Source organism: Saccharothrix mutabilis subsp. mutabilis, from assembly GCF_039521145.1.
GTDB lineage: Bacteria > Actinomycetota > Actinomycetes > Mycobacteriales > Pseudonocardiaceae > Actinosynnema > Actinosynnema mutabilis.
The window spans coordinates 568,886-582,328 of record NZ_BAAABU010000001.1 but is presented as its reverse complement, the minus strand read 5'-3'; the positions used below and the strand labels follow the sequence as shown (position 1 = coordinate 582,328).

Annotated in this window: 12 protein-coding genes; 8 read left to right on the top strand and 4 right to left on the bottom strand. The window is 73.8% G+C overall.

From position 1 onward, the window contains the following. Positions 1 to 43 precede the first annotated feature (43 nt). Positions 44 to 1,018, top strand: a complete 975-nt coding sequence (locus tag ABD126_RS02740) for a LysR family transcriptional regulator (protein WP_343931966.1) — start codon at positions 44 to 46, stop codon at positions 1,016 to 1,018. A gap of 90 nt (positions 1,019 to 1,108) precedes the next feature. On the opposite strand, the gene ABD126_RS02735 is transcribed toward ABD126_RS02740, so the two are convergent. Both ABD126_RS02735 and ABD126_RS02730 read right to left on the bottom strand, forming a co-directional pair. Next, entirely contained in the window at positions 1,109 to 3,367 is a 2,259-nt protein-coding gene (locus tag ABD126_RS02735; RefSeq protein ID WP_343931965.1) for an ABC transporter permease, read from the bottom strand. Then, positions 3,364 to 4,050: an ABC transporter ATP-binding protein gene (locus ABD126_RS02730; protein WP_343931964.1), complete on the bottom strand. Its 687-nt coding sequence runs from the start codon at positions 4,048 to 4,050 to the stop codon at positions 3,364 to 3,366. The genes ABD126_RS02735 and ABD126_RS02730 overlap by 4 nt, the downstream gene beginning before the upstream one ends. 202 nt (positions 4,051 to 4,252) lie before the next feature. Between ABD126_RS02730 and ABD126_RS02725 the strand changes: the two genes are divergently transcribed. Next, the gene (locus ABD126_RS02725) at positions 4,253 to 5,524 is read left to right on the top strand and encodes a sensor histidine kinase (RefSeq protein ID WP_343931963.1); all 1,272 of its coding nucleotides are present in this window, start codon (positions 4,253 to 4,255) and stop codon (positions 5,522 to 5,524) included. Then, positions 5,521 to 6,186: a response regulator gene (locus ABD126_RS02720; RefSeq protein WP_343931962.1), complete on the top strand. Its 666-nt coding sequence runs from the start codon at positions 5,521 to 5,523 to the stop codon at positions 6,184 to 6,186. The genes ABD126_RS02725 and ABD126_RS02720 overlap by 4 nt, the downstream gene beginning before the upstream one ends. On the opposite strand, the gene ABD126_RS02715 is transcribed toward ABD126_RS02720, so the two are convergent. After that, positions 6,167 to 7,414, bottom strand: coding sequence for a DEAD/DEAH box-containing ATP-dependent helicase (locus tag ABD126_RS02715; protein ID WP_343931961.1), 1,248 nt, complete (start codon positions 7,412 to 7,414; stop codon positions 6,167 to 6,169). The two genes, ABD126_RS02720 and ABD126_RS02715, sit on opposite strands and share 20 nt — an antisense overlap. 357 nt (positions 7,415 to 7,771) lie before the next feature. On the opposite strand from ABD126_RS02715, the gene ABD126_RS02710 reads away from it, so the two are divergent. The 5 genes from ABD126_RS02710 (at position 7,772) to ABD126_RS02690 (ending at position 12,349) form a co-directional block, all read left to right on the top strand. Next, on the top strand, positions 7,772 to 8,899 hold the full coding sequence (locus ABD126_RS02710) for an acyltransferase family protein (protein ID WP_343931960.1): 1,128 nt from the start codon (positions 7,772 to 7,774) through the stop codon (positions 8,897 to 8,899). Between the two features lie 107 nt (positions 8,900 to 9,006). Continuing rightward, complete coding sequence (gene hisG, locus ABD126_RS02705; RefSeq protein WP_343931959.1) at positions 9,007 to 9,870, top strand: ATP phosphoribosyltransferase; 864 nt, start codon at positions 9,007 to 9,009, stop codon at positions 9,868 to 9,870. A 124-nt stretch (positions 9,871 to 9,994) separates the two neighbouring features. Continuing rightward, a complete protein-coding gene (locus tag ABD126_RS02700) occupies positions 9,995 to 10,543 on the top strand; it encodes an NADPH-dependent FMN reductase (RefSeq protein WP_343931958.1) in 549 nt (182 codons plus the stop codon). A gap of 13 nt (positions 10,544 to 10,556) precedes the next feature. Next, the gene (locus tag ABD126_RS02695; RefSeq protein WP_343931957.1) at positions 10,557 to 11,507 is read left to right on the top strand and encodes an ATP-binding cassette domain-containing protein; all 951 of its coding nucleotides are present in this window, start codon (positions 10,557 to 10,559) and stop codon (positions 11,505 to 11,507) included. Continuing rightward, positions 11,504 to 12,349, top strand: coding sequence for an ABC transporter permease (locus tag ABD126_RS02690; RefSeq protein ID WP_425542718.1), 846 nt, complete (start codon positions 11,504 to 11,506; stop codon positions 12,347 to 12,349). The genes ABD126_RS02695 and ABD126_RS02690 overlap by 4 nt, the downstream gene beginning before the upstream one ends. Positions 12,350 to 12,454: 105 nt before the next feature. Here ABD126_RS02690 and ABD126_RS02685 read toward each other — a convergent pair whose 3' ends face one another. Beyond that, a complete protein-coding gene (locus ABD126_RS02685; RefSeq protein ID WP_343931956.1) occupies positions 12,455 to 13,432 on the bottom strand; it encodes an isopenicillin N synthase family dioxygenase in 978 nt (325 codons plus the stop codon). Between the last annotated feature and the right edge of the window lie 11 nt (positions 13,433 to 13,443).

Genomic DNA, 13,443 nt, shown 5'->3' with positions numbered 1-13,443 from the left:
GTCGCGCCAGCCGCCGCGCCTACGTGGAGCAGGGGAGTGGCCCGTGGAGCTGGAAGTGCGGCACCTGCGCGCGCTGATCGCGATCGACGACACCGGCAGCCTCACCCGGGGCGCCCGCCTGCTGGGGATGTCCCAGCCGGCGCTGTCCGGGCTGCTCAAGCGGATCGAGCACAGCCTGGGCGGCGCGTTGTTCTTCCGCACCGAGTACGGCTGCCTGCCCACCCCGCTGGGCACCGACGTCCTGGCGCAGGCCCGCGTCGTGCTGGGCGGGATGGGCGCGATCGCCGAGCGGGTCGCCGAGTGGTCGCGGCGCGGGAACCCGTCGGACCCGCTGCGGGTGGGCGGGTACTGCGGGTTCCTGCACGTCGTGGTCAGCCGGTGGTTGCGCGAGCAGCCGTGGTGCGCGGACGTGCACCTGGTGGAGGACACCGACGACCGGATCAGCGTGGAGAAGGTCGCGATCGGCGAACTGGACCTCGCGCTGGTCTACCGGCCGCCGCTGCCCGGCACGACCACCCCGCCCGGCGTGGCCAGCGTCCTGGTGCACCCGGCCGAGCCGGTCTTCGTGGCCATGGCCCACGACCACCCGGTGGTGCGGCCGGGACCGGTGGCGCTGGCCGACGTCCTGGACCACCCGTGGGTGGACGAACCGCCCGGCACCACCCGGTGGTCGGCGTACCTGAGCCGGACCTGCCGGGAGCACGGCCTGGTGCTGCGCCAACCGCACAGCACCCACTGCCTGGCCACGATGCTGGAACTGGTGCACGCCAAGCTCGCCGTCGCCCCGGCCCTGGCCACCAGCCGCGACCGGCCGGGCAGCATCGCCGTCCGGGCGCTGGAGGACCAGCCGCTGTGGCAGGAGCTGCGCCTGTACTACCGGCCGGACACGGTGGTGGCGGCGCACGTCGAGGAGATCCACGCCCGGGTCCTGGCCGCGTACGCCGCCCGCGAGGGCTGTAGCCCCGCCTTCGACGCGTGGTGGCACGACCGGGGCCGGGAACTGCTGCCCACCGGCTGACCCCCGGCTCGCTGTCGGGCTTCTGCGCGCCGGCCGGCTTTCGGCCCGCGGGCCGGGCACCCCGAGCGGGCCGGCCGGCTTCCCGTCCGCCTACTCGGTGCGCAGCGCGGTGGCCGTCCGGGTCCGCGCGGCCCACCCGGCGGGTGGCAGCGCGCCCAGCACGGCGATCACCACCCCGCCGGCCACCAGCGCCGCCACCACCCACGGCGAGTACACGGTGAACGCCGCCGCCGGCAGGTTGGTCCCCGCCCCCCGACCCATCGCGGGCACGATCCGGTCGTGCAGGGCCACCCCCAACGGCACCCCCAACCCGCCGCCCACCACACCGACCACGCCCACCGACGACACCACCAGCGCCATGGTCTGCCGCGGCGTCATGCCCAACGACTTGTGGATGCCCAGGTCCCGCACCCGGTCCCGCGTGTCGAGCAGCACCGTGTTCAGCACACCCATCGCCGACACCGCCACCAGCATCAACGTCAGCAGCGCGGTCAGGGCGCCGATCACCGCGATCGTGTCGCTCAGCTGCCCCGCGTCACCGGGCCGCGCCTGCGAAGCCGACCCGAGCGCCGCGTTCAACCCGTCCACATAGGACTGGACAGCCACACCTTCCTTCACCGCCACGAAGAACGTCCCCGCCTTCAGGTCCGGGAACGTCGCCGCGTCAACGTACACCGCCAGGCCGTCGTGCCGGGTGTCGAACAGCTCGCCCACGATCCGCACGGGAACCGCTTCCCCCTTGTGCCGCAGGGTGACGGTGTCCCCGATCCGGCTCCCGGTCGCGGTCAGGAACGCGGTCGGCACGACGGCCTCGCCGGGCCGCGCGTACCAACTCCCGGCGATCATCGGGTGACCGCCCCAGCTCGCGTCCCCGTCGTAGGCGAACACCTGCGAGAACCCCGCCATGCCCGGCACGGTCACCTCCGTCCGCGCCAGGCCGAAGTACCGGTCCGTGCCCGCCTGCGCCGCGATGGCCGCGCCCACCACCGCCGGGTCGGGATCGACCGCGCCGGGCCGCGGCGGACCCTCCCGCCCCACGGTGACGTCGGACGTGTCGTAGTCCCGCGCCCCTTGGATGACGCCCAACGACATCCCCAACCCCATCGCGAAGGTGACGGCGGCGGTGCCGAACACGACCGCCGCGACCATCCCGAACGCCCGCGCCGGCCGCGCGAACGGCCGGGCCAGGCCCAGCGCCAGCGGCAACGGCAGCCCGCCGAACCACCGCAGCGCCGAACGGCCCCGCGTGGCGCCCGTGCGCCCCACGGCCAGCGCGTCCACGGTCCGCAACCGCCCGGCCCGCAGCGCGGCCACCCACGCCGTCCCGGTCACCACGCCCAGCGCGCCGACGACCACCACGACGTCGATCCACAGCGGCACGGACAGGTCCGCGTCGTAGACCTCCTCGGTCTGCCCCAGCACGGGGATCGCCAGCAGGTTGCCCGCGACCACCCCCAGCGCGACCCCGGCGACCGCCGGCACGAGCGCCTGCCCGACGTACGCCCACACCACCTGGCCGGGCGTGCACCCCAACGCCTTGAGCACCCCGATCCGCCGCACCCCGGACCCGACCGCGCCCGCGACGACGTTGCCCACCACCAGCACCGACATCACCAGCCCGAGCACGCCGAACGCCACCAGGAACGGCACGAACAGAGCGCTTTCCCGCACCGCCTCCCGCTTCGCGGTCAACCACGACCGCGACCCCGCGACCGCGTCCGGCGGCACCGCCGCCGTGATCGCCGAGAGAGCGCTGTCCACCTCCAGCGGCGCGGCCAGCCGGTACAGCACCTGGTAGCCCCGCGGCTCGGTGAGCACGGCCGGCGCGACCCACGCCTCGGCGGTGCGCGTGACCGACCGGGCCACGCCGACGACCTCCAGCGACGGCGAGCCGGGCAGGTCGGTGAGCGTCACCCGCCTGCCGACGAACCCCGTCATCGGGAACGAGGTCGCCACGACGATCTCGTCCGGGCCGTCCGCCCACTCGCCGTCGACCAGGGTCAGCCGGTCGACCGGCCCGCCGGGGTCGGCGCGGCCCACGACCGTCACCGGCGGCAGGTCGATCCCGTCGGCGCGCACGGCCGACGACGCGCTCGGGAACGGACCGGCGGACGCCGCCGCCGTGCCCGCGGTGGCCGCCGCCTCCCGCGCCGTCGCGGTGAACTCGACCGACAGGTGCGCGCCCCGCTGGGCGGCGAACGCGTCCTCGAACGGCGCGGACGACACGACCAGCAGCGACCCGCCCAGCACCGCCGCGGTCACCGACATCATCGTCGCCAGCCCGATGACCGCCGACTGCACGCGCCGCCGGGCAACCCCGGCGCGCACCAGGCTCAGCAGAGCGCTCACCGGACGGTCACCTCGTCCAGCGCCACCCGGCCGTCGACCAGCCGCACGGTCCGGGTGGTGCAGCGCCGCGCCAACTCCCGGTCGTGCGTCACCAGCACCACGGTCTGCCCGTCGGCGTTCAGCTCGACCAGCAGGTCCGCGACGTCCGCGCCGGACGCGCCGTCCAGGGCCCCGGTCGGCTCGTCGGCCAGCAGCAGCGGCGGCCGGTTCACCAGCGCCCGCGCCACCGCCACCCGCTGCCGCTCCCCGCCGGAGAGCCGGCCCGGGTGGGCGGCGGCGTGCCGCGCGATGCCCAGCCGCTCCAGCAGCGCGGTCGCGCGCCGCCGGGCGTCGGCCCGGCCGGTCCCGGCCAGCCGCGCGGGCAGGACCACGTTCTCCAGCACGGTCAGGTCGTCGAGCAGGTTGAAGAACTGGAACACCATGCCGACGCCGGCCCGCCGGTGCCGCGCCGCGCCCGCCTCGCTCAGCCCGTCCACGCGCGTGCCGGCCACGGTGATCGTGCCCTCGTCCGGCCGGTCCAGGCCCGCGACCAGGTTGAGCAGGGTGGACTTGCCGCTGCCCGACGGCCCGAGCACGGCCACCGCCTCGCCCTCCCGCACGGTCAGCGACACGTCCCGCAGCGCGGGTGGGCCGTTCTCGTACCTGCGGGTGACGCCGTGCAGTTCGATCAGCGGTGTGGACATCGCTCCCCTTACCCCCGGGATTTTTCGGTGCCGGGGACGCTAGGAGCCGGGCGGGGGCGGGCGCGTCGGTCGCCGGGGGCATTACCGGTACCGCGTCGGGAGTACTCGACACCGTGTCCTCCGAGCGGTGTAGTCGAGGGTCGTACGGCGGGGAGACCTCCGGAGGGGTGTCGTGGCGGGGCGCGTCGGACAGAATGGGCCGGTGATCGACCGACTGCGCGCGTGGGCGGCCCTGGTGGCGCGCCCGACCGGACCGCTGCCGCGGCCCGGTCGCCGCAGCCTGGTCTTCGACGTCGCGGTGGCGCTGGTGCTGTGCGTGGCGTCGCTGGACTTCGCGCTGAACATCACCGACTTCGACGCGCCGGTGGGACTGTTCCCGCCCGGTCCGATGGCGCCCCCGCCGCCGGACGTGGTGGTGCGCGTCGGCGAGCCGGCGTCGGCCTACGCGGGCTCGGAGGTCAGCGCGGTGCTGGTCGCGCTGGTCGCGTCGCTGGCGCTGGTGCTGCGCCGCCGGTACCCGCTGGCCGTGCTGTGGGTGGTCGTCGGCGTCGGCCTGCTGGTGCCGGACGCGCCTCGGCTGACGTTCTACGCGTGCGTCATCGCCGCCTACACCGCCGCCGCGTACAGCCCGTACCGGGTGGCGACCCTGGCGTCCCTGCCGCTGGCGGTGCTCGCGGTGTGGCTGCCCGAGCACCCGGTCCTGCCGACCGTGCCCGACGAGTACGTGCCGCTGCTGGTGGTCGTGCCGCTGGTGCTGGCCGCCAACGGGCTGCGCACGTGGAAGCTGCGCGCCGACGAGCGCCGCACCCGGCTGTCGGTCCTGGAGCGCGAGCAGCGCGACGCGCTGCGCCGGGCCGTCGAGCAGGAACGCGCCCGCATCGCCCGCGAGCTGCACGACGTGGTGACGCACAACGTCAGCGTGATGGTCATCCAGACCGGCGCGGCCCGCAAGGTCATGGGCTCCGCGCCCGACCAGGCCCGCGACGCGCTGCTCGCGGTCGAGGCGGCCGGCCGCGCGGCGATGGCCGAGCTGCGGCACGTGATGGGCCTGCTCACCCCGGACGGCCCGGACGCCGACGACCTCGCGCCGCAGCCCGGCATCGACCGCCTGGACGACCTGGTCGGCCGGATGCGCGGCGCGGGCATGCCGGTGGGCCTGACCGTGGCCGGCGACCCGCGCCCGGTGCCCAGCGGGGTGGGGCTGGCCGCGTACCGGGTGGTGCAGGAGGCGTTGACCAACACCGTGAAGCACGCGTCGGGCGCGTCGGCGACGGTCACCGTCGAGTACACCCCCGAGCACCTGTCCGTGGAGGTCGCCGACACCGGCGGCAAGCCCACCGGTGCGGCCGGCAGCGGGCGCGGCCTGATCGGGCTGCGCGAACGGCTGTCGGTCTACGGCGGCACCCTGCACACCGGTCCGCGCCCGACCGGCGGCTACCGGGTGCGCGCCCTGATCCCGCTGGAGGCGACGTGACGCCGCGGGTCGTGGTCGCCGACGACCAGGTCCTGGTGCGCACCGGTTTCCGGATGATCCTGTCCGCCGACGGCATCGACGTGGTGGCCGAGGCGGCGGACGGGGAGCAGGCCGTGGCGGCGGTCCGGCGCACCCGGCCCGACGTGGTCCTGATGGACATCCGCATGCCCGAGCTGGACGGCCTGGAGGCCACCCGCCGCATCCTCACCGGCCGGCCCGACGAGCCGCGCGTGATCATGCTGACGACGTTCGACCTGGACCACTACGTGTACGCGGCGCTGGCGGCCGGGGCGAGCGGGTTCCTGCTCAAGGACGTGACGCCCGAGCACCTGGTGTCGGCGGTGCGCCTGGTCCGCACCGGGGACGCGCTGCTCGCGCCGACCATCACCCGCCGGCTGGTGGAGCGGTTCGCGCACCGGGACGACGCGGGGGCGTCCGCGGTGCACCGGGACCTGGCCGCGCTGACGCCGCGCGAGCTGGAGGTGCTGGGGATGTTGGCGCGCGGCTTGAGCAACGCGGAGCTGGCGGGTCGGCTGCACCTGTCGGAGGCGACGGTGAAGACCCACATCGCGCGCATCCTGGCGAAGCTGGGGCTGCGCGACCGGGTGCAGGCGGTGATCGCGGCCTACGAGACGGGCCTGGTCACCCCCGGCGGGTCGTGAGGGCGGCGAGGACTTCGTCGTGGGCGCGGGTTTCGGGCAGCGCCAGGACCGGGGACTCGCGGGACAGCGCCGGCAGGTCGCCGACCAGCACCAACTGCTCGGCCGCCCGCGTGGCCGCCAGCGCCGCGCCGGTGCGGCCGAGGTCCGCCCGGTCGCGGGTGAAGCCGTAGAGGACCACCTGCCGGTCGCCGCCGCGGAAGTCCTCCGCGCCGACGTTGCGCCGGGCCCGCGCGTGCGCCCCGACGATCGCCACGATCCGCGCGGTCACCTCCTCCGCCTGCGCGGCGTACGGGACGACCACCGCCCAGTCGCGCCCGGTCGCCTCGTAGTGCGCCGCGAGCCGGGCGAGCAGGTTCGCCTCGACCGGGTTGTAGAAGCCGGGCCGGCCGCGGTCGCGCCGCCGGGCGGGACGTTCGCGCCGCCGCCGCCCGGGCAGGCCGGAGGTGTCGACGAAGGCGAGCGGACCGGCGAACACGTCGTCGCGGCGCGCGGGCCGGGCCACCGCCGCCGGGTCCCCGCCGAGCAGGCGGGCGCAGAACTCGGCGATCTCGGGCGGGGCCGTCCGCCGCCGGCCCAACCGCACGACGTTGCGGCCCGGCAGCCGCGCGGCCAGTTCGGCGAGCAGACCGCCGTCGCCCAGCAGCACCGCCCGATCGACGGTCACCAGCCGCGCCACCAGGTCCGGCAGGCCCAGGCGGTGCGCATCGTCCACAGTGGACACACCGTGGCCCGCCAGGGCCCGCGCCAACCGGGTCTTCCCGCTGCCCGGCCCGCCGAGCACCACCAGCAGGTCGGGGACGGCCAACGCCCGGCGGAACGCTTCCCGCTGGTCCGCGTCGAGTTCGGCGGGCGCGTCCGGGGTCGGCGTGAACGGCGCGACCCGGCCTTCGGACAGCGGCGCCAGGAGCCGGTGTGCGCGCAGGGCGGCCAGCGCCGCGCGCTGCGGCGCGAAGGACGCGACGGCGGGCTCCAGCACCCCGGTCGGCGGCGGCTGCACGGGCTGCTCGAACCGGACCGCCACCGTCCGCGCGTCCACCCGGGTGACCAGGCCGCGCACCCCGCCCAGCCGCACCGCCGTGCCGACCTCGGGCAACGCGGTGCCGGTGACCACGAACCGGCCGTCCGCCAGCCGGTACGGGTACCACGGCTCGACGCGGGCGGCGGCCACGGCGGCGCGCTCGTCCGCCTCGATCGCGCGGGCGATCCGGTCCAGGAAGCCAGTGTTCACGGCACTCACCGCCAATCGGCGAAACAGGGTAGTGGGCGGCGCGCGGGTGGTCCCGGTCGAGGCCGCAACCCGAAGCCGGCTCACCAAAGCCGGCTCACCAAAGCCGGCGCACCGCGACCGGCTCATCGCAACCGGCCCGCCGGAGCCGGCTCACCGAAGGCGCGCATCGCAGCCGGCCCGCCGGAGCCGGCTCATCGCAACCCGCCCGCCGGCCTGGTGCTGCGCTCCCCGTTCACCGCGCCGGCCGACGTGGGCCGCGTGCACTACCCGTTCCCGCCGGTGCGATGGACGGACCGGAACTGCTCGAAGCCATCACGGCCGTCGCCTGAGCAGGCGCGTCGGCGTTACCTTTGACGGATGACCGCGCAGGTGGGACAGCGGTCGCGACTGACCGCGGTGGACAACCTGAAGGTGCTGCTCGTCGCCTGGGTGATCGGCGGGCACGCGCTGCTCGGGTACTCCGCCGTGGGCGGGTGGCCCTACGACGAGGTCAACGAGGTCACCTTCACGCCCCGCGTGGAGGCCGTCCTGGCGGCGGTCCTCGGACCGTCGGGACTGTTCCTCATGGGCACCTTCTACCTGCTGTCCGGGCTGTTCACGCCCGGCTCGCTGGCCCGCAAGGGCCGCGCCCGGTTCGTCCGCGAACGCCTGGCGCGCCTGGGCATCCCGTGGGTGGTGTCGGCGCTGCTGGTGTGGCCGCTGTCGCTGTGGGTGGCCTACCGGGCGGCCGGGCACGACGTGTCGCCGTGGTGGGTCTTCACCCACCGCGACCCGTTGCTGGACTCCGGCTCGCTGTGGTTCGTGGCGATCCTGCTGCTGTTCTCCCTGGTCTACGCGGTGGTCGGGCGACCCTCGGACAGGCCGTTGACCATCAGGACCGGGCACCTGGTCGCGGTGGCGGCGGGGGTGGCGCTGTCCACGTTCGCCGTGCGGCTGTGGGTGCCGGCGCGCAGCGGCCAGGTCGGGGACCTGCACGTCTGGTGGTGGCCGCAGCTGGTCGCCCTGTTCGGGCTGGGCATCGCCGGCGCGCGGGCCGGGTTGGCGGCGCACGTGCCGGAGCGGATGTGGCGGACGTGCCGGGTGGTGGCGTTCGCGGCGATCGCGTCCGTGCCGGTGGCGGCGGTCGCGGCGGGGGTGTCGGACCTGTCCGGGCAGTCCGGGCCGTTCCTGGGCGGGTGGCGGTGGGAGGCGCTGGTGCTCGTGGTCGTGGAGTCGGTGCTGGTGGTCGGCGGGTCGGTGTGGCTGCTCGGGCTGGCGCAGCGGCGGCTCACCGGCGGCGGCGCGCTCGCGGGCGCGTTGGCGCGGTCGGCGTTCGCGGCGTTCGTCGTGCAGGGGCCGGTGCTGGTGCTGCTGGCCGTGGCCGCCCGACCGGTGCCGCTGCCGGCGGAGGGCAAGGCGTTCCTGGTCGCGGCGGCGGCGATCGCGGCATCGTTCGGACTGGGCCGGCTGCTCACCGCGCACACCCGTTTGGGACGTCTTTTCTGACGCTTTGCCGGTGTGTCGCGAATGGTGTGATTTCCATTCATTTCCCATTGAGTGGAACCCCGGCCCCAGGTCAGGGCGGTGCGCGGCGGTGTGGGAGACTGCGGGCCATGGCTCCTCTTCGCTTCGCCCTGCCCAACAAGGGCTCCCTGAGTGCTCCCGCGGCGCAAATGCTGGCCGAGGCGGGGTACCGGGTCCATCGGTCGGGGCGCGAGCTGATCGTGGCCGACCCGGCGAATGATGTGCAGTTCTTTTTCCTGCGCCCGCGCGACATCGCGGTCTACGTCGGCGAGGGTTCGCTCGACGTCGGCATCACCGGCCGGGACCTGCTGCTGGACTCCAGCGTGTCGGCCAAGGAGATCCTGCCGCTCGGGTTCGGCAAGGCGTCGTTCTACTTCGCGTCCAAGCCCGGCGGGATCAGCGACCAGGCGGGCCTGGAGGGCAAGCGGATCGCCACCAGCTACCCGAACCTGGTCGAGGAGTACCTGTCCGAGCAGGGCATCAAGGCCAAGCTGGTGCGCCTGGACGGAGCCGTGGAGACGGCGGTCGAGCTGGGCGTGGCTGACGCCATCGCGGACGTGGTGGAGACCGGCGTCACGCTGAAGACCTCCGGCCTGGAGACGTTCGGCAAGCCGATCCTGAAGTCCGAGGCCGTGCTGATCCAGGGCGACACCGTGGCGGAGATGCCGGAAGCGGTGCACTCGGTGGAGATCCTGCACCGGCGGCTCCAAGGCGTGCTGATCGCGCGGCGGTACGTGATCCTGGACTTCGACTGCCCGGTGTCGGCGCAGGAGGAGGCGTTCAAGCTGGTGCCGGGCATCGAGTCGCCGACCGTGTCGCCGCTGGCGCGGGAGGGCTGGGTGGCCGTGCGCTCGCTCGTGCCGCGGGACGACGCGCCGTTCATCATGGACCAGCTGTGGCAGGTCGGTGCGCGGGCGATCCTGGTCAGCTCGTTGGACACCTGCCGGATCTGATCTTGTTCGGTTCGGGCCCCGCGCCGCTTGGCGCGGGGCCCTTCGCGTTCTCGCGTGGTCCGGCGGTCCGCTAGACCGCGTCTGGCACCCCGTCTAGCGCCTCCTGGGTGAGAGGAGGTGGCGGATGCGGCCGGTGCGGATCGCCGTGGTCGTCGGCAGTACGCGGGAAGGCCGGGTCGGGGACGCTTTCGCGCTGTGGGTCGCCGAGGTGGCCGGGGCGCGGGGTGACTGCGCGGTCGACGTGCTCGACCTCGCGGGGTTCGACTTCCCGGCGCACTACCCGCGGCAGCCGACCGCCGAGGTGCGGCGCTTCGCCGAGCGGATCGGGCGGGCCGACGGGTTCGTCGTCGTCACGCCCGAGTACAACCGCAGCTTCCCCGCCTCCCTCAAGCAGGCGATCGACTTCGCCTACGACGAGTGGCACGCCAAGCCCGCCGGGTTCGTCTCCTACGGCTACCGGTCGGCCGGGCTGCACGCCGTCGAGCAGCTGCGCTCAGTTTTCACCGAGCTGCACGTCATGACAGTGCGCAACACCGTCGGCTTCGACCTGGGCGACGCCGACCCGCTGGACACGGAGGCCCGCAGGCTCGCCGCGGCGGCCATGCTCGACCAGCTCGTCTGGTGGGCGTGCGCCCTGCGGGAGGCCCGTGGCCTGCGGCCCTACGTCACATGAGAGGGGACACCACGTGAACGCGATCGAGACAGCGGGACTGGTGAAGGTCTTCGGCGACACCCGCGCGGTGGACGGCGTCGACCTCACCGTGCCCGCCGGGACCGTGTACGGCCTGCTCGGCCCCAACGGCGCGGGCAAGACCACCACCGTCCGGATGCTCGCCACCCTGCTGCGGCCCGACGACGGCGAGGCGAGGATCTTCGGGCGCGACGTCCGGGCCGACCCGGACGGGGTGCGCTCGCTGGTCAGCCTGACCGGCCAGTACGCGTCGGTCGACGAGGACCTGACCGGCACGGAGAACCTGGTCCTGCTCAGCCGCCTGCTGGGCCACTCCCGCCGGCACGCCAAGGACCGCGCCGCCCAACTGCTGGCCGCGTTCGGCCTCACCGACGCCGCCGCCAAGCAGGCCAAGCACTACTCCGGCGGCATGCGGCGGCGCCTGGACATCGCCGCCAGCATCCTCAACACCCCGAAGCTGCTGTTCCTGGACGAGCCCACCACGGGCCTGGACCCGCGCAGCCGCAACCAGGTGTGGGACATCGTCCGCGCGGTCGTCGCGCACGGCACCACCGTGCTGCTGACCACGCAGTACCTGGACGAGGCCGACCAGCTCGCCTCCCGCGTCGCCGTGATCGACCACGGCAAGGTCATCGCCGAGGGCACCAAGGGCGAGTTGAAGGCGTCGGTCGGCGTGGGCGCGGTGCACCTGCGGCTGCGCGACGCCGACCAGCGGCCCACCGCGCGGGCCCTGCTGGCCCGCGTGCTGGACGCCGACGTGCTGCTGGACGCCGACCCGGTCGCCCTGACCGCGCGGCTGTCCGGCCGGGCCACCGAGCAGGCCGCCGAGGCCCTGGCCCAGCTCGCCCGCGAGGGCATCACGGTGGACGACTTCTCCCTGGGCCAGCCCAGCCTCGACGAGGTGTTCCTGGCCCTGACCGACAAGAAGAAGGAGGTTGCGGCGTGACCGTCACCAAGGAGCCCGAGGCCGCCCTGGCCGCGCCCCGGCCGCAGGACCTGGCCGAGCTGCTGCTGGAGTCGTCCACGCCGCGCCGGCCCAGCGCGGTGTCCGCGTCGCTGACCTTCGGGTGGCGGGCGGTGCTGAAGATCAAGCACGTGCCGGAGCAGCTGTTCGACGTCACCGCGTTCCCGGTGATGATGATCCTGATGTTCACCTACCTGTTCGGCGGCGCGCTGGCCGGGTCGCCGGGGGAGTACATCCAGTACCTGCTGCCGGGCATCACGGTCACGAGCGTCGTGATGATCACGATGTACACCGGTGTCGCGGTGAACACGGACATCAGCAAGGGCGTGTTCGACCGGTTCCGCACGCTGCCGATCTGGCGGCCCGCCCCGATGGTGGGCTACATCCTGGGTGACCTGCTGCGCTACGCGCTGGCGTCGTTGGTGATCCTGGTCGTCGGGTTGGTGATCGGGTTCCGGCCGGACGGCGGGTTCGTGGGCGTCGTGCTGGGGATCGCCGTGCTGATCGGCTTCTCGTTCGCGTTCTCGTGGGTGTGGACGATGTTCGGGCTGATGATGCGCAGCGAGAAGTCCGTGATGGGCGTGAGCATGCTCTTCCTGTTCCCGCTGACGTTCCTGTCCAACGTCTACGTCAGCCCGACGACCATGCCCGGGTGGTTGCAGGCGTTCGTGAACGTCAACCCCATCACCAAGTTGGTCGAGGCGGTGCGGGCGTTGATGGCGGGCCAGGTGGACGGGGACGCGATGATGTGGACCGGCGGATATGCCGCTTTGTTCACCATTGTGTTCGGTGCTTGGACCATGCGGCTCTACAACCGCAAGTAAAGCAGGCTCGAAAAGCTCCGGGGGTGGAAGGGCGTCGGTTCGTTGCCGTAAGGTGGGCGAACCGACGCCCTTCCCGTGCTGATAGCCCCGATCAAAAGCAGGTGGTCAGGCCGGCAATTCGGGGGCGAAGGTCTGGCGCATTTTGTGGGAGAACCACTCACCGACGGTGACGCGGTCGAACTCCTGCGCCCCGGTGGTCGGCGGGTGGATCGGCTCGATCGACGTGTCGTGGTTGGGCAGGTGGAAGAACGGGATCGAGATCCGGGACCTCGTGTTGCCCTGTTCCGGGTTGACCACCCGGTGCACGGTGGACGCCCACCGGCCGCCGGTCCAGAAGGCCATCAGGTCGCCGATGTTCACCACGAAGCTGCCGGGGACCGCCGGCAGGTCGCGCCACTCGCCGGTGTCGGTGAGCACCTGGAGGCCGCCGAGGTCGTCCTCCTGGTACAGGATCGTCAGGGTGCCCCAGTCGGTGTGCGACTCGCGGCGGATCCGGCCGGCCGGCGGCACAGCCGGTTGCGGGTAGTAGAAGTTGGCCAGCAGCAGGGACACGTGCCGGTCGAACTTCTCGTCGAAGTACGCCTCCGGCAGGTCCAGGGCCAGCGCGAACAGGCGCATGACGTCCTCGGACAGGGTGGTCATGGCGGCCAGGTACTCGTGCCACGTCGCCTTGAACGCGGCGGGGGTGTCGGGCCAGATGTTGGCGACTTTCCACGTCGCCGGGTAGGCGCCCAGCGCGGCTCGTCGCTCCTCCGGCAGGTCGCCGGTCGCGTGGGCCGCGAAGGCCTCGTAGAGGCCCGGTGGGGTGTCCGCCGTGCCGAGGAAGCGGCGCAGCCCCGAGACGCCGGCCACGCTCGCGGACTTGTCCTTCTCCTGTTCCGGCAGGGTGAAGTAGGTGTTGGTGACGTGGTGCATGCGGTCCACCAGGTCTTGGGGGACGCCGTGGCCCACGATCGTGAAGAAGCCCGAGCGCCGGCAGGACTCCCCGATGGCGTCGGCGATCCGCCGGCGGCCTCCGGGGGTGGTGCGGGTCGACAGGTCGATGACCGGTACGAAATCGTCGACCGCTGGTTTTTCACTCATTTATTCCTCCC